21 protein-coding genes are annotated in these 19,320 nt (G+C 63.0%); 11 read left to right on the forward strand and 10 right to left on the reverse strand.

The genetic code is table 11. The annotated features are described in order from the left end of the window. The 3 genes from GOX01_RS10670 to GOX01_RS10680 all read left to right on the forward strand — a co-directional run. On the forward strand, window positions 1–686 hold a 686-nt coding region (locus GOX01_RS10670; RefSeq protein ID WP_141259252.1), incomplete at its 5' end, for a (Fe-S)-binding protein. Beyond that, on the forward strand, window positions 683–2,206 hold the full coding sequence (locus GOX01_RS10675) for a lactate utilization protein B (protein WP_011252899.1): 1,524 nt from the start codon (window positions 683–685) through the stop codon (window positions 2,204–2,206). The genes GOX01_RS10670 and GOX01_RS10675, both read left to right, overlap by 4 nt. Then, window positions 2,203–2,796, forward strand: a complete 594-nt coding sequence (locus tag GOX01_RS10680; RefSeq protein WP_011252900.1) for a LutC/YkgG family protein — start codon at window positions 2,203–2,205, stop codon at window positions 2,794–2,796. The genes GOX01_RS10675 and GOX01_RS10680 overlap by 4 nt, the downstream gene beginning before the upstream one ends. On the opposite strand, the gene GOX01_RS10685 is transcribed toward GOX01_RS10680, so the two are convergent. The 9 genes from GOX01_RS10685 to GOX01_RS10725 all read right to left on the reverse strand — a co-directional run bounded on the left by GOX01_RS10685 (window position 2,781) and on the right by GOX01_RS10725 (window position 12,746). Then, window positions 2,781–5,306: an excinuclease ABC subunit UvrA gene (locus GOX01_RS10685; protein WP_011252901.1), complete on the reverse strand. Its 2,526-nt coding sequence runs from the start codon at window positions 5,304–5,306 to the stop codon at window positions 2,781–2,783. The two genes, GOX01_RS10680 and GOX01_RS10685, sit on opposite strands and share 16 nt — an antisense overlap. A gap of 66 nt (window positions 5,307–5,372) precedes the next feature. Then, the gene (locus tag GOX01_RS13320; RefSeq protein ID WP_062269265.1) at window positions 5,373–5,795 is read right to left on the reverse strand and encodes a J domain-containing protein; all 423 of its coding nucleotides are present in this window, start codon (window positions 5,793–5,795) and stop codon (window positions 5,373–5,375) included. A 95-nt stretch (window positions 5,796–5,890) separates the two neighbouring features. Next, on the reverse strand, window positions 5,891–6,496 hold the full coding sequence (locus tag GOX01_RS10695; RefSeq protein WP_024716615.1) for a response regulator transcription factor: 606 nt from the start codon (window positions 6,494–6,496) through the stop codon (window positions 5,891–5,893). Next, complete coding sequence (locus GOX01_RS10700; RefSeq protein WP_011252904.1) at window positions 6,493–7,617, reverse strand: sensor histidine kinase; 1,125 nt, start codon at window positions 7,615–7,617, stop codon at window positions 6,493–6,495. The genes GOX01_RS10695 and GOX01_RS10700 overlap by 4 nt, the downstream gene beginning before the upstream one ends. After that, complete coding sequence (locus tag GOX01_RS10705) at window positions 7,617–8,168, reverse strand: hypothetical protein (RefSeq protein ID WP_011252905.1); 552 nt, start codon at window positions 8,166–8,168, stop codon at window positions 7,617–7,619. The genes GOX01_RS10700 and GOX01_RS10705 overlap by 1 nt, the downstream gene beginning before the upstream one ends. Window positions 8,169–8,275: 107 nt before the next feature. Further along, window positions 8,276–9,526, reverse strand: a complete 1,251-nt coding sequence (tyrS, locus tag GOX01_RS10710; RefSeq protein ID WP_011252906.1) for a tyrosine--tRNA ligase — start codon at window positions 9,524–9,526, stop codon at window positions 8,276–8,278. Between the two features lie 106 nt (window positions 9,527–9,632). Further along, window positions 9,633–11,039 (reverse strand): hypothetical protein, encoded by a 1,407-nt coding sequence (locus tag GOX01_RS10715; RefSeq protein WP_011252907.1) that lies wholly within the window; start codon window positions 11,037–11,039, stop codon window positions 9,633–9,635. After that, window positions 11,036–11,962 (reverse strand): ABC transporter ATP-binding protein, encoded by a 927-nt coding sequence (locus GOX01_RS10720; protein WP_011252908.1) that lies wholly within the window; start codon window positions 11,960–11,962, stop codon window positions 11,036–11,038. Before GOX01_RS10720 ends, GOX01_RS10715 begins: the two co-directional genes overlap by 4 nt. Window positions 11,963–12,080: 118 nt before the next feature. Beyond that, a complete protein-coding gene (locus GOX01_RS10725) occupies window positions 12,081–12,746 on the reverse strand; it encodes an alpha/beta hydrolase (RefSeq protein WP_011252909.1) in 666 nt (221 codons plus the stop codon). Window positions 12,747–12,883: 137 nt separating this feature from the next. Here GOX01_RS10725 and GOX01_RS10735 point away from each other — a divergent pair, with 137 nt between their 5' ends. The 5 genes from GOX01_RS10735 to GOX01_RS10755 are packed head-to-tail and all read left to right on the forward strand — an operon-like array spanning window position 12,884 to window position 17,224. Continuing rightward, a complete protein-coding gene (locus GOX01_RS10735; protein WP_024716612.1) occupies window positions 12,884–13,984 on the forward strand; it encodes a cysteine desulfurase family protein in 1,101 nt (366 codons plus the stop codon). Window positions 13,985–14,006: 22 nt separating this feature from the next. Further along, window positions 14,007–15,149, forward strand: a complete 1,143-nt coding sequence (locus GOX01_RS10740) for a cysteine desulfurase family protein (protein WP_024716611.1) — start codon at window positions 14,007–14,009, stop codon at window positions 15,147–15,149. 22 nt (window positions 15,150–15,171) lie between these two features. After that, complete coding sequence (locus tag GOX01_RS10745) at window positions 15,172–15,486, forward strand: ferredoxin family 2Fe-2S iron-sulfur cluster binding protein (RefSeq protein WP_011252912.1); 315 nt, start codon at window positions 15,172–15,174, stop codon at window positions 15,484–15,486. A 5-nt stretch (window positions 15,487–15,491) separates the two neighbouring features. Then, a complete protein-coding gene (gene mnmA, locus GOX01_RS10750; protein ID WP_024716610.1) occupies window positions 15,492–16,577 on the forward strand; it encodes a tRNA 2-thiouridine(34) synthase MnmA in 1,086 nt (361 codons plus the stop codon). Further along, window positions 16,577–17,224, forward strand: coding sequence for a glutathione S-transferase family protein (locus GOX01_RS10755; RefSeq protein ID WP_011252914.1), 648 nt, complete (start codon window positions 16,577–16,579; stop codon window positions 17,222–17,224). The genes mnmA and GOX01_RS10755 overlap by 1 nt, the downstream gene beginning before the upstream one ends. Before the next feature lie 16 nt (window positions 17,225–17,240). On the opposite strand, the gene GOX01_RS10760 is transcribed toward GOX01_RS10755, so the two are convergent. Then, window positions 17,241–17,453, reverse strand: a complete 213-nt coding sequence (locus GOX01_RS10760) for a hypothetical protein (protein WP_024716609.1) — start codon at window positions 17,451–17,453, stop codon at window positions 17,241–17,243. A 160-nt stretch (window positions 17,454–17,613) separates the two neighbouring features. Between GOX01_RS10760 and GOX01_RS10765 the strand changes: the two genes are divergently transcribed. The 3 genes from GOX01_RS10765 to GOX01_RS10770 form a co-directional block, all read left to right on the forward strand. Then, window positions 17,614–18,342: a DNA topoisomerase IB gene (locus GOX01_RS10765; protein ID WP_011252916.1), complete on the forward strand. Its 729-nt coding sequence runs from the start codon at window positions 17,614–17,616 to the stop codon at window positions 18,340–18,342. Then, complete coding sequence (locus tag GOX01_RS13230) at window positions 18,278–18,577, forward strand: hypothetical protein (protein ID WP_228119301.1); 300 nt, start codon at window positions 18,278–18,280, stop codon at window positions 18,575–18,577. Before GOX01_RS10765 ends, GOX01_RS13230 begins: the two co-directional genes overlap by 65 nt. Window positions 18,578–18,610: 33 nt before the next feature. Then, window positions 18,611–19,320 (forward strand): SMP-30/gluconolactonase/LRE family protein (locus GOX01_RS10770; protein WP_141259253.1); only part of this gene is annotated, 710 nt, incomplete at its 3' end.

The following is a 19,320-nucleotide window of genomic DNA, read 5'->3' on the forward strand; positions in this document are numbered from 1 at the left end:
TTGCGACTCTGGAACTGCTGGAGCGCTTTGGGCTGTCCGTTGAATATCCCGTTGACCAGACATGCTGTGGCCAGCCCATGACCAATACGGGCTGCGAGCGTGAAGCGGCCAAGACGGAAGAGCTGTTCGTCCGTAATTTCGAGAAATACGATTATATTGTCACGCCGTCCGGAAGCTGCACCAATCAGGTCCGCAACAACATGACGGCCATCGAGCAGAGCGACGCCGTCAAACACGTTCGCAGCCGGACCTACGAGCTGGTCGAGTTCCTGCATGATGTTCTGAAAGTCGATGCCTTTCCCTGGGCCGAGTTTCCGCATCGTGTTGCGCTTCACAACAACTGCAACACGCTGCGGAATCTGCGGATCGCCAGCATGACCGAGCGCCGTGAGGAGCCGTTTTCCAAGCCAAAAGCGCTCCTGAAGATGGTCAAGGGGATCGAATTCGCCGATCTGACGCGGCCTGACGAATGCTGCGGCTTTGGCGGGACGTTCTCCGTGTTCGAGGAAGGTGTCTCGGCCAAGATGGGTCAGGACAAGGTCACGGACCAGCTGAAATCCGGGGCGGAATATGTCACGTCCTCCGACAGCTCCTGTATGATGCATCAGGAAGGCTGTGCCCGGCGGATGGGCGCCAATCTCAAATACATCCACATCGCCCAGATCCTGAATGGAGCACGCGCATGACCGCCGAACTGCATGAAGAACTGACCGATCCCCATGCCGATCAGCTGGATCACGGGGCAGCATCCTCCCGGCCGCTGAAATCGCGGATTTCGGAGCCCCAGCCCCGTGGTGCGAAAATCCACGGGAACCGGCCGGTCGATCAGTCCGAGGCGGCAAACCGCTTCATGGCGGCGACCGAACACGAGGCCATGCATGACGCGCGTCTGTGGGACCTGCGCCAGAAGCGCGACAAGGAAATGCATGGGATCGAGGAATGGGAAGAGCTGAGAAACCTGGCTTCGGGCATCAAGGAGCACACGCTTTCCAAACTCGATTACTATCTTGAACTGTTCGAGAAAAATGCGACGGCCAACGGGATCAAGATCCACTGGGCCAAGGACGGGGCCGAGCATAACGCCATCGTTCTCGAGATCCTGCGCAGCAAGGGCGTCGAGCGGCTGATCAAGAGCAAGTCGATGCTGACGGAGGAATGTGGCTTCCGGGAATTCATGGCCGAGAACAATGTCGAGGTCATCGAAACGGATCTTGGCGAGCGTATCCAGCAGCTGGATGATGAAGCACCCAGCCATGTTGTCGTGCCCGCCGTGCACAAGCTGCGGACCGATGTCGCGAGTGTTTTTGCCAAAACAATCGGTTCCGATCCTGACAATGCGGATGCCCATTACCTGACGGAATGTCAGCGCGAGGCCACGCGCCCGCTGATCCTGTCGGCGCAGGCCGGTATGACGGGCGGCAATTTCGTGGTTGCGGAGACGGGGACGTTCGTTGTCTGCACCAATGAAGGCAATGCGGATCTTTCCGCCAACACGCCACCGTTGCATATCGCGTCCATCGGGATTGAAAAGCTGATCCCCGGACTGGATGATCTGGCCGTGTTTGTGCGCCTGCTGTCGCGCAGTGCTCTGGGCTCGCCGATCACGCAGTATACGTCCCATTTCCGTGGTCCCCGCAAAGGGAGCGAGATGCATGTCGTGCTCGTGGACAACGGCCGCTCCGCCCGGCTCGGGATGGAGAAGTTCTGGCCGGGGCTGAAATGCATCCGCTGCGGCGCGTGCATGAATACCTGCCCGGTTTTCCGGCGCAGTGGCGGCCTGAGCTACGGGGCGACCTATGCCGGTCCGATCGGGCTGATCATCGATCCGACCTTCAACGTCCACAAATACCGCAACCTGCCGTATTCCTCGACGATGAACGGCAGCTGCACCAATGTCTGTCCGGTGAAGATCAATATTCACGAACAGATCGCCGACTGGCGCAAGACGCTGGCGGGCGAGGGGGAAATCTCCCCGGTCAAGAAGGTCATGATGAAGGCGGCCGGCGAGGTCCTGGCTTCGCCTGTGGTCTATCGGGCAAGCCTGCCCCTGGGCCGCAGCGCGCTGCGGCATCTTCCGCATTTCATGCTCTACAACAAGCTCAACACCTGGGGCCGCAAGCGCGACATTCCCGAGACGCCCAAACAGACGTTCAATGAATGGTATCGCAAGAACCGGAAGCAGCAGGACGAAGGGAAAAAGTCATGAGCGGTTCACGCGAAGCCATTCTGGACACAATCCGGAAAAACCACGTTCAGGGCGACCGCGCCCGACCGACTGTGCCGCTGTTCGATCAGGCTGCACCAGCCGACCTGAAGGCACTGTTCCAGAAGTCGCTTGAGCGCATGGGCGGCAAGATGCTGACCCCCGATGCGGCCGATCCGATGGCGCCCGTGCGTCAGGCTATCGTCAAGCCGGGACCGGTTCTGTCCTGCGTGCCGGAATTTCAGGGCGATATGCAGATCACGCCCCAGACGAAGCCGACGGATATCGCCCCGGTCGAATATGCTGTCCTGCGCGCAGCGTTTGGCGTGGCGGAGACGGGATCGCTGTGTTTTACGGAAAAACAGCTTCTCGTGAACACGACGGGCTTTTTGCCGCAGCATCTGGTGATCCTGCTGGACCCGGCGCAGATCGTGTTCAATCTGCACAATGCCTACCAGCGCCCGGAATGGACGCAGGCGCATTATGCCGTGTTCCAGAGCGGTCCGTCAGCGACGGCGGATATCGAGGGCGTGCTCGTCCATGGTGCGCAGGGTGTGCGCTCGCTGAGCGTGCTGTTTCATCCTGCGTCCTGAGGTTCGGGGTGAACGTAGCGGCGGAGGAACGGGGCGGTGACGCTGTGTTCCGAAGCCGCGACGGTCTCCGGTGTTCCTGATGCCACGATCCGGCCGCCCTTGCGTCCTGCACCGGGGCCGAGATCGATGATCCAGTCACTGTCCGCTGCCACTCGCATGTCGTGCTCGGCCAGAACGACCGTATTGCCCTGATCGACCAGCGCCTGAAGCTGGAGCATCAGCCGGTCCACATCGGCAGGATGTAGGCCGGTTGTGGGCTCATCCAGAACATACAAAATGTGCCCGTTGCGCTGTTTCTGAAGCTCGGTTGCGAGCTTGATGCGCTGTGCTTCGCCGCCTGACAGTTCGGTGGCGGGCTGTCCGAGACGGAGATAGCCCAGTCCCCCGCGGCGCAGGGTATCGAAGCCACGCGCCAGAGCCGGCACATCCGCAAAGACGTCGCAGGCATCGTCAATGCTCAGGCCCAGTACGTCCGCGATGCTGTGCCCGTTCCAAAGAACTTCCAGCACTTCGGGTTTGTAGCGGCTGCCGTGGCAGACGGGGCAGGGTGTCTGCACGGTTGGCAGGAACAGAAGCTCCACATCGACTGTCCCCACGCCCTCACAGCGCGGGCACCGTCCCTTGGCGACGTTGAAGGAAAACCAGCCGGCATCGAAACGGCGTTTCTTCGCGTCCGGCGTTTCGGCAAACAGGCGGCGGATCGTGTCGAACAGGCCAGTATAGGTGGCGGGATTGGAACGCGGGGTGCGTCCGATCGGCTTCTGGTCGATCATGACCATGCGTTTGATCGGGCCGGTTCCGCCCGAAACGTTCCCTTTGGGCTCGCGGTGTTCGGGGGGCGGGGCATCATCCGTGCTGTCGTCGTCGGGGTCGATGTCCACTTTCTGGCCGAGAGTGCGGGCCATGATGGAGACGAGGGCCTGCCCGACGAGACTGGATTTTCCGGACCCTGAAACGCCCGTCACCGAGACCAGCACCCCGAGCGGGAGTGTCAGGGCCAGATGGTCCAGATTGTTCCAGCAGATGTCGGTCAGTTCCAGCGTGCCGGTTGGCTTGCGGACAGGTGTGGTGCGAGGCTGGACCGTACCGAACAGGTAGGGGCGGGTGCGGGACTCTTTCACGTTCTGCAGTCCGTCTGGCAGGCCGCTATAGAGAATGCGACCGCCCCGTTCGCCGGCATCCGGGCCGACATCCACCAGCCATTCCGCGCGGCGGATCACGTCAGGGTTATGCTCGACCACGATCAGCGAATTGCCCGCATCGCGCAGTCCGTCCAGTGCCCGCAGAAGGGCCTGCGTATCGGCGGGATGCAGGCCGGAGCTGGGTTCATCCAGCACATAGACCACGCCAAACAGGTTCGAGCGGATCTGCGTGCCGAGCCGCAGACGCTGGTATTCGCCTGGAGAGAGCGTCTGCACACCGCGGTCAAGCTGGAGATAGCCCAGTCCCAAATCCAGCAGCACGTCGATTCGCTCGATCATGGCGTCCACCATGCCGCGCGCCGCTACGGTCGTGGCGTTTTTTCCATTTGCAAGGGTTTTTGCGGATGTGCGGAGTGAGGCTGCGATGTCTTCGAGCGTGCGGTTCGAAAAATCGGCGATGTTCAGTCCGTCGAATGTCACGCGCAGGGCATCGGGGTTCAGGCGCTGTCCATGACACACGGGGCAGGGGGCGGAGACCATGAACGAGGCTGCGCGCTTGCGCATTTTCTCGCTTTGCGACTGCGTGAAGGTGTGCAGGACGTAGCGGCGTGCGCCACTGAACGTGCCGTTGTAATCGGCCGGGATACCGCGCTTGATGGCCTCCACGACCTGAGCGTGGGTCCGTCCCGGATAGACGGGTTCGGTCGGGGTTTCCTCGGTGAAGAGGATCCAGTCCCGCGTCTTTTTTGGCAGGTCGCGCCAGGGGCAGTCCACATCCACGCCCCGGGTGATGAGAATGTCCCGGAAGTTCTGCCCCTGCCATGCCGTAGGCCAGGCTGCGACGGCACGGTCGCGGATGCTCAGGCTGTCATCGGGAACGAGCGTTTTTTCCGTGACGTCATAGATACGCCCCAGCCCGTGGCATTTCGGACAGGCGCCCATGGGGGTGTTGGGGGAAAAGGATTCCGCTTCCAGTCGTGACAGGCCGGGCGGATAGGTGCCTGCGCGGGAATAGAGCATCCGCAGCAGGTTCGAGAGCGTCGTCAGGCTGCCAACGCTGGAGCGGCTGCTGCTTCCGCCGCGCTGCTGCTGAAGCGCGACGGCGGGCGGTAGTCCGTCGATGGAGGCCACGACCGGCACCGGCATCTGATCGAACAGGCGCCTGGCATAGGGGGAGACGGACTCCAGATAGCGCCGCTGGGCCTCGGCATAGATCGTCCCGAAGGCGAGGGAGGATTTGCCGGACCCGGATACGCCTGTGACGACGACGAGCTTGTCGCGCGGCAGGTCCACATCCACGTTTTCCAGATTGTGTTCCCGCGCCCCTCTGACGCGGATCATCTCATGGGGCGAGGGCGTCTGGGACATGGGGTACTCCTGATGATGTCCGCAGGAGTGTAGACCCGTCAGACATCATAGTACACAAACCACGCTTCAGAAGCCGCGGCTGAGGCGTGCTTCCTGAAAGGCGGCGTTGATGAGCTGCGTTTCGCGCATGGCCAGTTCGCGAATTTTTTCTCCCATCGCGCCGACCTTGTCCGGGTGGTACTGGCGGATCAGATCGCGATAGGCGCGTTTGATTTCATCAGGCGATGCGAATTCGCTGACGCCGAGGACTTCGAACCATGTCCGGTCCGCAGGGGGCTCATCGATCGGGTCTTCCGCCGTTTTCTGATCGGTGTTTCCTGCATCCTTTTTCCCCGGGATCATCTGTATCACGATGCCCAGAATGACCAGGGCTCCGAGCGCAAGGATGATGAACTTCGCGAAAGCAAAGATGAGCCCGAACACAAGTCCCAGATGCGTCAGAACCCAGTAGACAAGAAACGCTGCTCCGATGAGCGCGAGAAGCTGCATGAAAAGTCTTCCGCCAGTAGTTGCAGGCTATCCTATCATGGCCGGGTGGACTTCAGGGAGCGACTTCTTTCTCCGGACTGTCTTTCCCGTCCCTGTTAGAGCCAGCCGTTTGCGCGGGCGATCCGGCCGGCCTCGATGCGGTTGCGGGCATCGAGTTTCTGCACGATTTCCGAGAAATAGTTGCGGACTGTGCCCGAAGAGAGGGACAGTTCCTCGGCGATTTCGCGGTTGGTGCGTCCGGCTTCGGCGAGGCGGAGCATGGCGCGTTCGCGTTCGGAGAGCGGGTCGGGCAGGGCGTCCCACACCGCCTCGGCCAGATCGGGTGCGATGGCGCGTCCGCCTGCCGCGACCTTGCGGATGGCGGCGGCGAGCTGCGTGATGGGGGCGTCCTTGAGCATGTAGCCGCGCACGCCGGCCTGAAGCGCGCGGCGCAGATAGCCGGAGCGGCCGAAGGTCGTCACGATCATCACGCGGCTGGGCAGGCTTTCCTGAAGGATCTTTTCCGCAAGCTCGATGCCGGTGACGTGGGGCATTTCGATATCGGTCAGGACGACATCGGGGCGGTGTTCGCGGATCAGGTCGAGCGCCTCGCGCCCGTCAGTCGCCCGGCCGACGATTTTGATGTCGTCTTCGAGTTGCAGCAGGGCCTCGAAGGCATCGAGGAGCATGGTCTGGTCTTCGGCGAGGATGAGGCGGATCATGGGAGTGTCGTTGCAGTCAGCTTGAAGCCCTGGGGCTGGGGGGAGAGGGTCAGCGTACCGCCCGAGGCGGCAAGCCGGGCGCGCATGCCGCGCAGGCCGTTGCCTTCGACGATGCTGCGGGCTGGTTGTGGGGCCTGGAGCGGGCCGTCGTCTTCGAGGGTGAAGGTGTGGATATGGCCTTCCGCGTTCTGCTGGAAGGTCAGGGTGCAGATCCGGGCGTCGGAATGACGGATGACATTCGTGACGGCTTCGCGCAGGGCCAGGGCGAGCACGCTGTTCTGCGGCTGATCGGCGGATGGCCCGGGGCCATTCAGAACGAGTGTGATGCCTGCCGTATTCAGGGCCTTGCGGGCACGGCCCAGTTCGCGCTGAAGCGACGCACCGTTCATGCCGGTGACAGCTTCGCGGACTTCGCGCAGGGACGTGCGTGCGATCTGGCTGATTTCCGCGACTTCCTGTCGCGCACGGGGAGCGTCGGACGTGAACAGACGGTCGGCCAGTTCGGCTTTCACGGAAATGACGGTGAGGGAATGGCCCAGAAGATCATGCAGATCACGCGCGATGCGTTCGCGCTCGGCGGTCGTGGCGAGGGTGCGGATCTCGTTCTGGGCTTCGCGCAGTTCGAAATTGCGGATGCCGAGCTGCCACTGCACCAGCGTGCCCATATAGGTGATGATGCTGAAAAAGGCGCCCGGGATGACTTCCAGCGTGGTCTTGTGACGGAAATGCCCGGAAATGATCAGGACGACCTGAAGCAGGATGACCATCGTGATGGACTGCCGCTTTCCGGGTAGCCGGGCGCACATCCCGGCGGCGAAAATGCAGTAGACCTCCCAGTCCCCATGCGTCCAGGCGCAGGCATAGCCGATCAGATCGGTCAGGATGATCTCGCCGTAGCCGTAATACCTGTCCTTCCGGTAGGGCGCGAAATAGACCAGCAGGAAGACCAGCATGGCGGCCGTGGAGAACAGCACGCCGGCAAGGGTGGGGCGGTGATAGCCCAGCAGCCAGGGGACCGGATAGAACAGCAGGTAGCTCAGATAAGCCACCAGATACTGGTTGAAATGCGGCCACGGCGTTTTGCGGTCCGCCAGATGGCGGGAGAGGGAATCTGCGGCCATCAGGCGAGGGTGGTTGAGGATGTGTCCGGGGTCAAGAATACGCCCGAACGCCATAGTCGCATGGCGCTTCCGGCCCAGATGGCCATGGCCGTGCCGAAACCTGCGACTTCAAGGTGGTGCGGTTCGGGCAGGAGCATGGAAAGACCGGAAATCAGAACGATGGCGCTGCCCATGACGATATGAACCGGTTCTCTCAGGGCGCGGCCCAGCGGAATGTAGGACAGGCCGATGATGGCGCCGAGCAGCGGATAGAACAGGTCCACCCGGTGATGGGCATGTGTCCATGATGCCGCGATGAAAATCCCCACGAAACGCAGGATCTTGATGCGGCGCGTAAGTTTCGGGTCAAGGGAGATTTCGGGATGTCGCAGCACAAGGTCGCGCCGGATGAAGCCCAGGACGAGAAGGATCGTCGGGATGGCGAGGATTGCAACGGTCAGGGCGATGGGAAGCATGGCCGCCTGTGCGCTGCGTGCGGCCCAGAGAGCCGCGAAGGCCAGACCTGCACAGTCGGTCAGCAGGCCACGCCAGTTTTTCCGTTCTGTCATCATCCGCGTTCCGTCTCTGCCGGGGCTACCCGCCGTGAGGATGCCCGTTCCTGCGCTGAAAAACAGGGTGCAGTGTCAGGTGTTGCGGATGACATCGGTCATGCGGGGGATCAGACCGGACGGAGCAGGATATGCTTTTTCTTGCCGTACGAGACCTTCAGGACGCCGTCCCGCAGGTCGTCGAGCGTGAAGGTCTGGTTTTCGTCGGAGACCACCACGTCATTGACGCGACCGCCGCCGCCACGGATCAGGCGACGTGCTTCGCCACCACTGGCGGCGAGGCCGGCTTCCTGAAAGACGCGGAACGCGGGCAGGCCTTCCGCGATCAGGTTGGCGGGCAGGTCGATTTCCGGCAGGGCCGCCTGAGCGGAGCCCTGTTCGAAGACGCGGCGGGCTGTTTCGGCTGCTTCTTCGGCAGCGCCGCGGCCGTGGCAGATGGCGGTGGCTTCGGTCGCGAGGATCTTCTTGGCCTCGTTGATCTCCGAGCCTTCGAGCGCGCCCAGGCGTTCACATTCCTCAACGGGAAGATCCGTGAAGAACTTGAGGAAGCGGCCGACATCGGCGTCCTCGGTGTTGCGCCAGAACTGCCAGTATTCAAAGACCGGCAGCTTCTCCGGACGCACCCAGGTCGCACCCTTGGCGGACTTGCCCATCTTGGCGCCCGAGGACGTGGTGACGAGCGGGGTGGTCAGGCCGAAGATCTGCTTGCCGTCCGTACGGCGCGTCAGATCGATGCCGGAGACGATGTTGCCCCACTGGTCCGACCCGCCCATCTGCAGGACGGCGCCGTGGCGGCGGTTCAGTTCGCGGAAATCATAGGACTGGAGGATGGAGTAGTTGAACTCCAGAAAGGTCAGGCCCTGTTCGCGTTCCAGACGCTGGCGCACGCTGTCAAAGCCCAGCATCCGGCTGACCGAGAAATGCACGCCTACATCCTGCAGCAGGTTGATGTAGGATAGCTTGTCCAGCCAGTCGGCATTGTTGGCGAGGATGGCACCGCTGGACGGGTCTTCATCGCTGAAGGTGATGAACTGGCGCAGGGATTTTTCGATCCCGGCGATGTTATGCGCGATCGTCTCGTTCGTGATGAGGGAGCGGGCCTCGTCGCGGAAGGACGGATCGCCGATCTTGGCCGTGCCGCCACCCATCAGCGCGATCGGGCGATGGCCGTGCTTCTGGAGCAGGCGGAGCGCCATGATGGTGAGCGCATTGCCGACATGCAGGGAGTCCGCTGTCGGGTCGAAACCCACATAGGCGGTGATCGGTCCGGCCAGCATGGCCTCGTCGAGGGCGTCGAGGTCGGTGCACTGGAAGATCAGGCCGCGGGCCTGGGCTTCGAGGAGGAACGGACTCTTTGGCATGGGTCGGTCTTGCTACGCTGCTACAGGGAAGGAAAGGACGCGGACCCTAGCATGACCGGCGCCGGAGCGGAAACTCCGGCAGCGGCCATGGCGGCGGGCCAGGTGCTCATTCCGTTTCGTAAGGCCAGTCGGTGCGGGCCATGCGGGACGGGACGACGAAGAAGCAGAGTGTCCCCAGAGCGGCGAAGGCCAGTGCGACCGGCCCGAAAATGCGGCTGCCCAGAATGAACGGATTGCAGAATTGCAGCACGAAGGCGGGCGCGACGGTTGCTGCAACGATGACACCCTGCGGAGGCTGCTTCATGACGAGGAAGGGCAGCGGGCAGCAGAACGTCACGCCCAAGGTTGCAACCAGAAGTTCTGCGGCGTCCAGCAGGGCATGCGAGGGCGCGAGCGGCTTGAACAGGGTGACCGGCAGCATGAGGCTCAGCGTGCGCAGCGGGGCCGTCATGAAAACCCTGTTGGCCTTGGCGGTGAAAACCGCCCGCACGAAGTCCAGCCGGCTGCCGAAGCGACCCGTTGTCAGAAGCAGCGGCCAGTGTTTGCGGTTGCTGATCCAGGCGTCCTGCAGGGCGATCAGGATGGTCATGCCGGGGGTCAGATGCGCGATCCGGTTGCCGAAACTGCCATGTCCGAGCGGCAGGCTCCCCATGATCAGGACCGCGCAGGCGGGCATGAACAGGCTGGTCAGGAGATCGTTGCGCAGATTGGTCGGCGCTGCGGGAGCGAGGAGCATCTGCCGCAACTGGTAGAAGCTGAGATCCCGGGGGGCGACACGGGGCGTCGTTTCGGGAAGTGCAAAATCCGGGGTCGAGGCAGTGAAGCCGTCCGTGGGGGCCATCATTGCCGGGGAATGCAGACGGTTCGGCAGCGTCATGATGGCGGCCGTCAGGAGGCCCATCATGGCGAGATCGGCCGGGATGGTCAGCATGGCGGAGCGTGTGAGGGCCCAGAGCGGAAAATCGGTGGCGAAGGTCAGGAGCATCAGGCCGAGCAGCAGGCCGACGCCAATGACCGCCGTGATGCCTTTGATCCTGCGGGATGCCTGCTGCGGCGGGGCATACCACTGGATGACGGCCGGCACGGTATTGAGAAGCGTGTAGAACAGCGTGTCATGCAGGGGCAGGCTGCTCCAGGCGAGCAGGCCGGAAAGGGCGAGGATGGCCACCATGGACATCAGGGCTGCCGCCCGGGCCTCGGCCTGGAGCAGGCCGGGGATGGCGGGGGCCTGGGATGCGCCGATCTGGTTGCCGGAATGGGTCTGAAGGCAGTTCTGCACAAAGGTTGCGGCGATGGCCGCGTTGAAGACATTGGCGTGTTTGAGCGCCTTTTCCAGACTCTGGGTCAGGAGGGCGGTGTGCAGTTCATGAGCCGTCAGGCCCGCCAGCAGGATAAAGATCACTGCCGTGAAGATCATCGGGTTGCCGACGAGGAAAACGCGCGTTCCGTACAGCCGCAGGGCGCGGATCATGTCGCTGCGTTCCAGGGCGCCCGAAGGCAGGAAGCTCCTCATGCCGCGGCGTCCGGGGTGTCGGTGTCAGCGGGGGAAGTGCGGGGCGCCGTGATTTCCAGGAAGGCGTCTTCGAAATCCGGGATGACCGTCAGGGTGCCTTCGGGAAGGATCAGGTCTCCGGTCCAGCCATGCACCAGCAGCGCATCGGGACGCTGGCCGAGGATCTGGAGATCGGCGGGCAGGGCGGCGAGGAGCCGGTCGGGCGTGGGATGTTCGAGCCAGCGCGTGGTGGTGCGGAAGGTCTCGGTCGGGACGTCGAGCACGACATGTCCTTGCCGGACGAAGAGCAGGCGCGAGCACAGGCGTTCGAGATCGGACAGGATATGCGACGAGATCAGGATGCTGGCGCCGGTCCGCTGCGTGTAGGTATCGAGCAGGTTCATGAAATCGCGCCGGGCATGGGGGTCCAGACTGGCGACGGGTTCGTCCAGAACCAGGAATTCGGGGTTGTGACGCATGGCGAGCGCGATGGCCAGACGCTGTTTCTGGCCGCCGGACAGGGAGCGCACCTGCTTTTTCGGATCGAGGTCGGCCCAGGCGATCAGGGCCGGATCGACGGGGGGAAGTTCGCCGTAGAACGCTGCGATGTAGTCCATGAGCTGGGCGACGCGGAAGCTGCCGAAACCGGTCATGGTCTGGGGCACGAAGCCTGTCCGTGCCCGGATTTCGCGGGGGAGGGCCGCGATGCTGTGACCGAAAATGTCGATGCTGCCGCCATCCGCGAGCAGGAAGCCCATGAGGCATCCGATCAGCGTGGATTTGCCCGCCCCGTTGCGTCCCAGAAGGGCTACGGTTTCGCCCTGCGCGATGGAGAAGGAGACGTCATCCAGTGCCCGGAAGCTCCCGAAGCTCTTGGTGAGGTGCGAGACCTCCACAGGCAGGGACGAAGGGGCGGCGGGGTGCAGAATGTTTCGGTCTTGCATGAAATATCCGGTTACATATTTGTCTGGACGGAGCAAGGGATTGTGCAGCCCGAATCAAAAAAGGCTCTCCGGAAGGGAGAGCCATTTTTGAAGTGTCTGACGGGGCGGATGTCCCGGATCAGTCTGCGGCCAGAGCCAGCGCCTTGCGGCCACGCATCGTGTTCACATGGTCTTCGAGGGCTTCGGCAACCCGGTCGGCCTGCTTGGCGAAGATGTGGTCGGCGTCTTCGAAGATGCGATAGTCGACGGTCACGTTCTTCTGGGTGTTCAGCTTGTCCACCAGCTTGCGGATGCCCGGCTCTGGAGCCATTTCGTCCCGGCCGCCGGCAATCATCAGGCCGCTGCACGGACAGGGGGCCAGAAAGCCGAAATCGTAGTCGTTGGCCGGCGGGGCCACGCTGATCCAGCCGCTGATTTCGGGGCGGCGCATCAGGAGCTGCATGCCCACGAAGGCACCGAAGGAATAGCCCGAGATCCACAGTTCCGTGGAGTTCGGATTGACCATCTGCATCCAGTCGAGGGCTGCCGCTGCATCGGAAATCTCGCCGATACCGCCATCGTAACGGCCCTGGGACCGGCCCACGCCACGCGAATTGTAGCGCATCACCGAGAAGCCCATCTTCTCGAAGCTGCGATACATCGTATAGGTGATACGGTTGTTCATGGTGCCGCCGTGGAGCGGATGGGGATGCAGCACCAGGGCAAGCGGAGCGTTGGGTTCGCTGGAGTGGTGGTAACGACCCTCAAGCCGGCCGTCGGGGCCGGCGAACATCACTTCAGGCATGAATACTCTCGCACTGTGTCAGGCAGGATTGGAACTCTGCCGTCCGGTGACGCAGTGTATATCGATTCGCAAAACCCGATTTCCACCAAAATCGACACGGCGTTGCGATTTCCGCCAGTTTGTCCAATCTGGAAAACATGATGACTGCACTCAAGACCGTCTCCGGGACGACCTATCTGGATGCCAACGCCACCGAGCCTCTGCGCCCCTGTGCGAAGGAGGCGGCGCTGGAGGGGATGATGCTGTCCGGGAACCCGTCTTCGGTGCATGCCGAGGGACGGGAAGCGCGCCGGTTTCTGGAGGATGCCCGCAGCCGGGTTGCAGCGGGTTTCGGGCGGATTTCCGGCACCTGCGTGTTTACATCCGGAGCGACGGAAGCCGATGCGATGGCGGTTCATGCTTTCGGACAGGAACGCCGGATTTTCGTTGGGTCTACGGAACATGATGCCATTCTCAGGGCCGCGCCGGGGGCTGAAATCCTGCCCGTGAACAGGGACGGGATTCTGGACGTGGAACACCTGCGCGCGCGGTTGCAGGACACCGGCCCGGCGTTGGTCTGCGTGATGTCCGCGAATAACGAGACAGGGGTGCTTTCGCCGCTGGAGGACGTGCTGGCGGTCTGTCACGACTCGGGGGCACATCTGCATGTCGATGCTGTACAGAGCGCGGGGCGGGTGCCGTTTGTGCTGGGCGGATGCAGTGTTGCGGTGTCGGGGCACAAGATGGGTGGGCCCAAAGGGGCGGGCGCGCTTTTGCTGGCGGAAGATGAACCCATGGACGCGCTGGTGGCTGGTGGCGGTCAGGAGCGGGGACGCCGGGGTGGGACGCAGGCTTTGCCAGCCATTCTGGGAATGGCGGCGGCGTTCGATGCGGCGCGTGCTCAGGACTGGACTCCGGTGCGGCGTATTCGGGATCGGGTTGAAGCGGCTGCGAAAAATGTTGGCGCGCGGGTTGCGGGTGAGGCCGTGGCGCGGCTGCCGAATACGAGCTGTCTGATTCTGGACGGGGTAGCGGCTCAGGTCCAGCTTATGGCGCTGGATCTGGCCGGGTTCTGCGTCTCGGCGGGGTCGGCTTGTTCGTCGGGGAAGGTGTCGTCTTCGCATGTCCTGCGGGCGATGGGGGAGACGGAGGGCGCGTCGCAGGCCATCCGCGTTTCGCTGCCCTGGAATGTGCAGGAAGCCCAGGTCGAGGCGTTCTGTGAGGCCTATGAGGCGATGGCGTGGCGTCTGCGGAAATGAGACGGGCAAAGGGGCAGCGGGCATGATCTATCTCGATTATCTTTCGACAACGCCGTGTGATCCGGAAGTCGTGCGCGCCATGCTGCCCTGGTTCGGGGAGGATTTCGGCAATCCGCACAGTCCGCATGGGCCGGGGCGCAAGGCGGCGGACGCCGTGGAGCGTGCGCGGGAGAGCGTGGCGCGGCTTCTGGGCGTGGAGGCTCGGGAGATCGTGTTCACGTCTGGTGCGACGGAAGCGAACAACCTCGCCATCAAGGGGGCTACGCGTCATCTGGCGCGTCTGGGCGATCCGCGGCGGCGGATTGTCACCGTGGCGACGGAGCATAAATGTGTTCTGGGATCGGTGCGCGATCTGGAAAGAGAGGGCTTTGAAGCGGTCGTGCTTGGTGTGGACGGCGAGGGGCGGGTTGATCCCCAAGCCCTGCGGGAGGCGCTGAAAGTCCCGACGCTGCTGGTCAGCGTCATGGCGGCGAATAACGAGACCGGCGTGTTGCAGGATATTCCGCAGCTTGCAGCGATCGTGAAGGAGCGCGGGGCGTTGATGCATGTCGATCTGGCGCAGATGGCGGGGAAAATGCCGGTGTCGCTGCGGGATGTGGATCTGGCGTCCGTTTCCGCTCACAAGATGTACGGTCCCAAGGGGATCGGGGCGCTTTATGTCCGGAGAAAGCCGCGTGTCCGGCTGGAGCCGCTGTTTTCCGGGGGCGGGCAGGAACGGGGGCTTCGGTCCGGAACGCTGCCGACGCCTCTGATTGTGGGGTTTGGAGAGGCTGCGGATCTGGCAGCTTCGGCCATGGGCGATGAGGCGGCGCGTCAGGTTTTTCTGCGGGATGATTTGTGGGCGCAGCTTCGCGAAGGCCTGCCGGGGATTGTGCTGAACGGCGCCGGGGCGCCGCGTCTGGCGGGGGCGCTGAATGTCTGTCTGCCGGATGGAGTCCGGGCGCTGGATGTCCTTGAAGCCTGTCCGGATGTCGCCGCCTCGACCGGATCGGCCTGCACGGCGGCGGAGATTGCACCGTCCTATGTCTTGACGGCAATGGGACTTTCTGCGGAGAAGGCGTCCCGGTGCTTGCGCCTGTCGGTCGGACGCTCTACCTCCAAGGCCGATATTGACCGTGCGGCCTCTCTTCTCATCGCAGCCGCCCGGGCGTGCCAACCCAACTGAAACCGGAAAAAGCGGACGAACTATGCCCAAGATGACCTTTATCGAGCGTGATGGAACCCGTCGTGACGTTGACGCGCCCGTCGGACTGTCGGTGCTGGAAATCGCACACAAGCACGACATCGACCTGGAAGGCGCCTGCGAAGGCTCGCTGGCCTGCGCGACCTGCCATGTGGTTGTCGATCCGGAATGGGCCGCCAAGCTGAGCGCGCCGACGGATGACGAGGAAGACATGCTCGACCTGGCGTTCGGTCTGGAAAAGACGTCCCGCCTGGGTTGCCAGATCGTCATGACGGACGCGCTTGATGGCCTGACCGTCCGTCTGCCGAAGGCGGGCTGAGCATCATGAGGATCCTCGTTGCCATGTCGGGAGGCGTGGACAGTTCCGTAGTGGCCGCGCTGCTCAAACGGCAGGGCCACGAGGTGATTGGCGCGACGCTCCAGCTCTACGATCACGGACAGGCCGCCAAGCCGGGCGCGTGCTGTGCGGGGCGTGACATCATGGATGCGCGCGCCGTGGCGGACCGTCTGGGCTTTCCGCACTATGTGATTGATGCGGAAAGCCGGTTCCGCGACAGCGTGGTGGAGAGCTTTGCCGATGCCTATGCGCGCGGCGAAACGCCTGTTCCGTGCGTGGCCTGCAATCAGGGCGTGAAGTTCACGGACCTTCTGGGCATGGCGCGGGATCTGGGATGCGAGGCCATGGCGACCGGGCATTATGTCCGCCGGGTCGAAGGGCCGGAGGGTGCGGAAATGCACCGCCCTGTCGATGCGGAACGGGACCAGACCTGGTTTCTGTTCGCGACGACGAAAGACCAGCTCGACTATCTGCGCTTTCCGCTGGGCGAGATGCCGGACAAGGCCCATGTCCGTGCGCTGGCGCAGGAACTGGGGCTGGAAATCGCGGCCAAGCCGGACAGTCAGGATATCTGCTTCGTGCCCAGTGGCTCCTATGCCGAACTGGTCGAGAAGCTGCGTCCGGAAGTCCGTGGCGAGGGTGAGATCGTGGACGAAGACGGTCGCGTGCTTGGCCGTCACGAAGGTGTGGCGCGCTATACGGTCGGGCAGAGCAAGCGTCTGGGCGACATCCACACCGCAACGGGCGAGCGCCAGATGGTGACGCGCATTGATGTGCCGAAGCGGCGGATCGTGGTCGGGCCGCGCGTGCAGGTTTCGGAAGCCGACAGCCGACGGAGCGTGCGTCTGCGGGACATGAACTGGCTGATCGACGCGCCGGCGGAAGGCGTGCGCTGTGGCGTGCAGATCCGGGCGCGGGAGAAGCTGCGCGAGGCTCTTGTGAAGCCGCTGGAGAATGGTGGTGCGCTGGTGGAACTGACCGAGGCTGCCATGCCGGCGCCGGGTCAGGCCTGTGTGCTGTATGATGGAAGCCGCGTTCTGGGTGGTGGCTTCATTACTGCGGGAGACGCCTGATGGCGGGTGTGCTGCTTCTTGGATCGCGCCGGTATTCGTCCTGGTCGCTGCGGGGCTGGCTGGCAGTCCGTCTGGCCGGGCTGGATGTGACGGAAGAGGTCATCCCGCTCAAGGGCGGTGGCAGGACAACCGAAATCCATGCGCGTTCGCCCAACCGGATGGTGCCGTATCTGACCCATGACGGCGCGGATGTCTGGGAAAGTCTGGCGATCTGCGAATACTGCGCGGAAATTGCGCCTTCGCTGTGGCCGGAAGACCGGATCGTGCGTGCCCATGCCCGAAGCATCAGCGCGCAGATGCATGCCGGTTTCCGCCCGATCCGCCAGAACTGCTCCATGGATGTGGAGCGCGTTCCGGCTCCCCTGCCGGAAATCAGTGAGGAACTGGCGGCCGATGTGGCGCTGCTGAGCCGTACGCTCAAAGGCGCGCTTCTGCGCTCAGGCCAGCCAACGTCGTTCCTGTTTGGGGAGCGGATGACGGTTGCGGACTGCATGTACGCGCCGATTGCGATCCGGATTCATACGTTTGAACTGGATGTTGATCCGGTCGTGAAAACCTGGGTGCGGACGATGCTCGATCATCCGCTGATGCGGGAATGGTACGAACTGGCAGAAGCTGAACCGGCGGAGTGGCGTCTGGTCTACTGACGTTCAGTGGGCGCGCTCAGTGGTGAGCGAAGCTCATGCCGGTCTGCAGGGCGGTTCTGAGGACTTCGCCCCAGATATTGCCGTTGCCGCCCATGCCGCCACCCTGATGGCCCCGGACAGTGTAACCGGAATCATCGTCATTGGCGGCGGCTGCCATGTCGGCAGGCGAGGAATGTGAGGCGCAGGCAGAAAGCAGAACGAAAACGGCCACGACGCAGGTTTTTTTCACGGGGACCGGTTCCTCCTGTTTCCCTGCCGGAAAGAATGCGTCCTGTCCTCATGACTGTCATGTCAGGAACCGTAAGGAAGCGTAATCGTGCCGCCTGCGGGATGGAAACCTGCGCCGTTCTGTAACGCTCTATGTCTGTAACGGGCATGAGGCGTCAGGAATGAGTGCGGCGGACAGTCACGAAACGGATGCGAAAACGCAGGCGCGCAGCGCCGGCCTGCACTATGTGGACCGGTCCATGCCGGGGATCACGCGTCGCCGGGCCGGACGGGGCTTTGCGTTGTATGCGCCTGATGGCAGCCACATCGTGGACCCCGTGATTATCGCCCGCATTCGCCGTCTGGCTATTCCGCCTGCCTATCGGAATGTCTGGATCTGCCCTGATCCGAAGGGACATCTTCAGGCCGTGGGCGAGGATGCGCGTGGGCGGCTGCAATACCGCTATCACCCGCTGTGGCAGGGTGTGCGGGACGAGGGCAAGTTCGGGCACATGCTGGTTTTTGGCGAAAAACTACCGCTTCTGCGGGAACGGGTGGATCAGGACCTGCGGCGGCACAGGCTGGACCGGGAGCGGGTGCTGGCCGCCATTGCCCGTCTCATGGAACGCACGATGGCCCGCATCGGCAATGATCGATACGCCAAGGAAAACCGCAGCTACGGGCTGACGACCCTGCGCCATCGTCATGCGACAGTGCACGGGCGGCATCTGACTCTTGATTTTCGCGCCAAACACGGGATCGAGCAGCATCTCGAACTGGACGATCCCCGACTGGCCCGTGTTGTGTCCCGCCTTGAAGACCTGCCGGGACAGCGTCTGTTCCAGTATGTCGATGCGGAAGGCGTTCAGCCAGTACGATACGAAAGCCAGGGCGAAGAAGCAGCTTGTTGAGGCTGTGAAATCCGTGGCGGCGAAGCTCGGCAATACACCAGCAGTCTGCAAGCGGAGCTATATCAATCCCTGTATTCTGGACGGGTATCTGGATGGCAGTCTGCGCAAAGCGTTCAAAAGCCGGGCGCAGGATGTGCTGGATCATGAAGGCTATGGTCTGACGGCGGAGGAAGCGGCCGTTGCGGGGTTCCTTGCCAGCCGTTTACCCGATCTCAAATCCGGCCCGTCATCCTGACGCCGCTGACATATCCACAAGAGGAGTCCTGACGTGTTTCAACCCGATCGCCGTTCCGTTCTTCGTGGCGCTGCTGCTGCTTTCCTGAGCGGAGCTGTGGCGCGCGCCGCGACGCGTGAGCCGCATCCGGCTGATGTCATGACGCAGCCGGTCCGTGATTTCGGCCCGCATGCCCCGCCAGCTTTCGTACCGGATCCGGACATTCTGACGCTGGATCCGTCTTTCAGCGATCTGGTGTTCAAGAACGGCAACATCGAACGCGTCTGGAGCGGTGGTGGCTGGCTTGAAGGGCCTGCCTGGATCAGTGAAGGCCGGTTTCTGCTCCTGTCCGATACGGTCCGCAGTGCGCAGTACAGGTTTTTGCCGGAAGAGAACCTGATGACGACCTATCGGAAGGAAAGCTTCAACAGCAACGGCAATACCGTGGATGCACAGGGACGTATCCTGACCTGCGAGCATGGCCTGCGCCGTGTCATCCGCTGGGAGCAGGACGGGACCTGCACCGTTCTGGCGGATAAGTTCGAGGGGCAGGGTCTGAACTCTCCAAACGATATCATCGTCAATCCGGTGGATGGGAGCATTCTGTTCACCGATCCGGCCTATGGGGACTGTCTGGCGGAAGGCCACCCGGATGCTCCGGGTGGACGTGCCAACCGGGAAGGCAAACTGCGCTGGAATATCGGTACCGAAGCCACGACCCAGTTCGGCAGCGCAAAGCGTCAGGCTGACCATACCTTCCGCAT

Origin of the sequence: Gluconobacter oxydans (assembly GCF_006539685.1) — a bacterium.
Classification (GTDB): domain Bacteria; phylum Pseudomonadota; class Alphaproteobacteria; order Acetobacterales; family Acetobacteraceae; genus Gluconobacter; species Gluconobacter oxydans.

Excerpts from the sequence above, each read along its gene's own strand:
- GOX01_RS10675 (WP_011252899.1), top strand. The coding sequence starts at position 683 with ATGACCGCCGAACTGCATGAAGAACTGACCGATCCCCATGCCGATCAG.
- GOX01_RS10680 (WP_011252900.1), top strand. The coding sequence starts at position 2,203 with ATGAGCGGTTCACGCGAAGCCATTCTGGACACAATCCGGAAAAACCAC.
- GOX01_RS10685 (WP_011252901.1), bottom strand. The coding sequence starts at position 5,306 with ATGTCCCAGACGCCCTCGCCCCATGAGATGATCCGCGTCAGAGGGGCG.
- GOX01_RS13320 (WP_062269265.1), bottom strand. The coding sequence starts at position 5,795 with ATGCAGCTTCTCGCGCTCATCGGAGCAGCGTTTCTTGTCTACTGGGTT.
- GOX01_RS10695 (WP_024716615.1), bottom strand. The coding sequence starts at position 6,496 with ATGATCCGCCTCATCCTCGCCGAAGACCAGACCATGCTCCTCGATGCC.
- GOX01_RS10700 (WP_011252904.1), bottom strand. The coding sequence starts at position 7,617 with ATGGCCGCAGATTCCCTCTCCCGCCATCTGGCGGACCGCAAAACGCCG.
- GOX01_RS10705 (WP_011252905.1), bottom strand. The coding sequence starts at position 8,168 with ATGATGACAGAACGGAAAAACTGGCGTGGCCTGCTGACCGACTGTGCA.
- tyrS (WP_011252906.1), bottom strand. The coding sequence starts at position 9,526 with ATGCCAAAGAGTCCGTTCCTCCTCGAAGCCCAGGCCCGCGGCCTGATC.
- GOX01_RS10715 (WP_011252907.1), bottom strand. The coding sequence starts at position 11,039 with ATGAGGAGCTTCCTGCCTTCGGGCGCCCTGGAACGCAGCGACATGATC.
- GOX01_RS10720 (WP_011252908.1), bottom strand. The coding sequence starts at position 11,962 with ATGCAAGACCGAAACATTCTGCACCCCGCCGCCCCTTCGTCCCTGCCT.
- GOX01_RS10725 (WP_011252909.1), bottom strand. The coding sequence starts at position 12,746 with ATGCCTGAAGTGATGTTCGCCGGCCCCGACGGCCGGCTTGAGGGTCGT.
- GOX01_RS10735 (WP_024716612.1), top strand. The coding sequence starts at position 12,884 with ATGATGACTGCACTCAAGACCGTCTCCGGGACGACCTATCTGGATGCC.
- GOX01_RS10740 (WP_024716611.1), top strand. The coding sequence starts at position 14,007 with ATGATCTATCTCGATTATCTTTCGACAACGCCGTGTGATCCGGAAGTC.
- GOX01_RS10745 (WP_011252912.1), top strand. The coding sequence starts at position 15,172 with ATGCCCAAGATGACCTTTATCGAGCGTGATGGAACCCGTCGTGACGTT.
- mnmA (WP_024716610.1), top strand. The coding sequence starts at position 15,492 with ATGAGGATCCTCGTTGCCATGTCGGGAGGCGTGGACAGTTCCGTAGTG.
- GOX01_RS10755 (WP_011252914.1), top strand. The coding sequence starts at position 16,577 with ATGGCGGGTGTGCTGCTTCTTGGATCGCGCCGGTATTCGTCCTGGTCG.
- GOX01_RS10765 (WP_011252916.1), top strand. The coding sequence starts at position 17,614 with ATGAGTGCGGCGGACAGTCACGAAACGGATGCGAAAACGCAGGCGCGC.
- GOX01_RS13230 (WP_228119301.1), top strand. The coding sequence starts at position 18,278 with ATGTCGATGCGGAAGGCGTTCAGCCAGTACGATACGAAAGCCAGGGCG.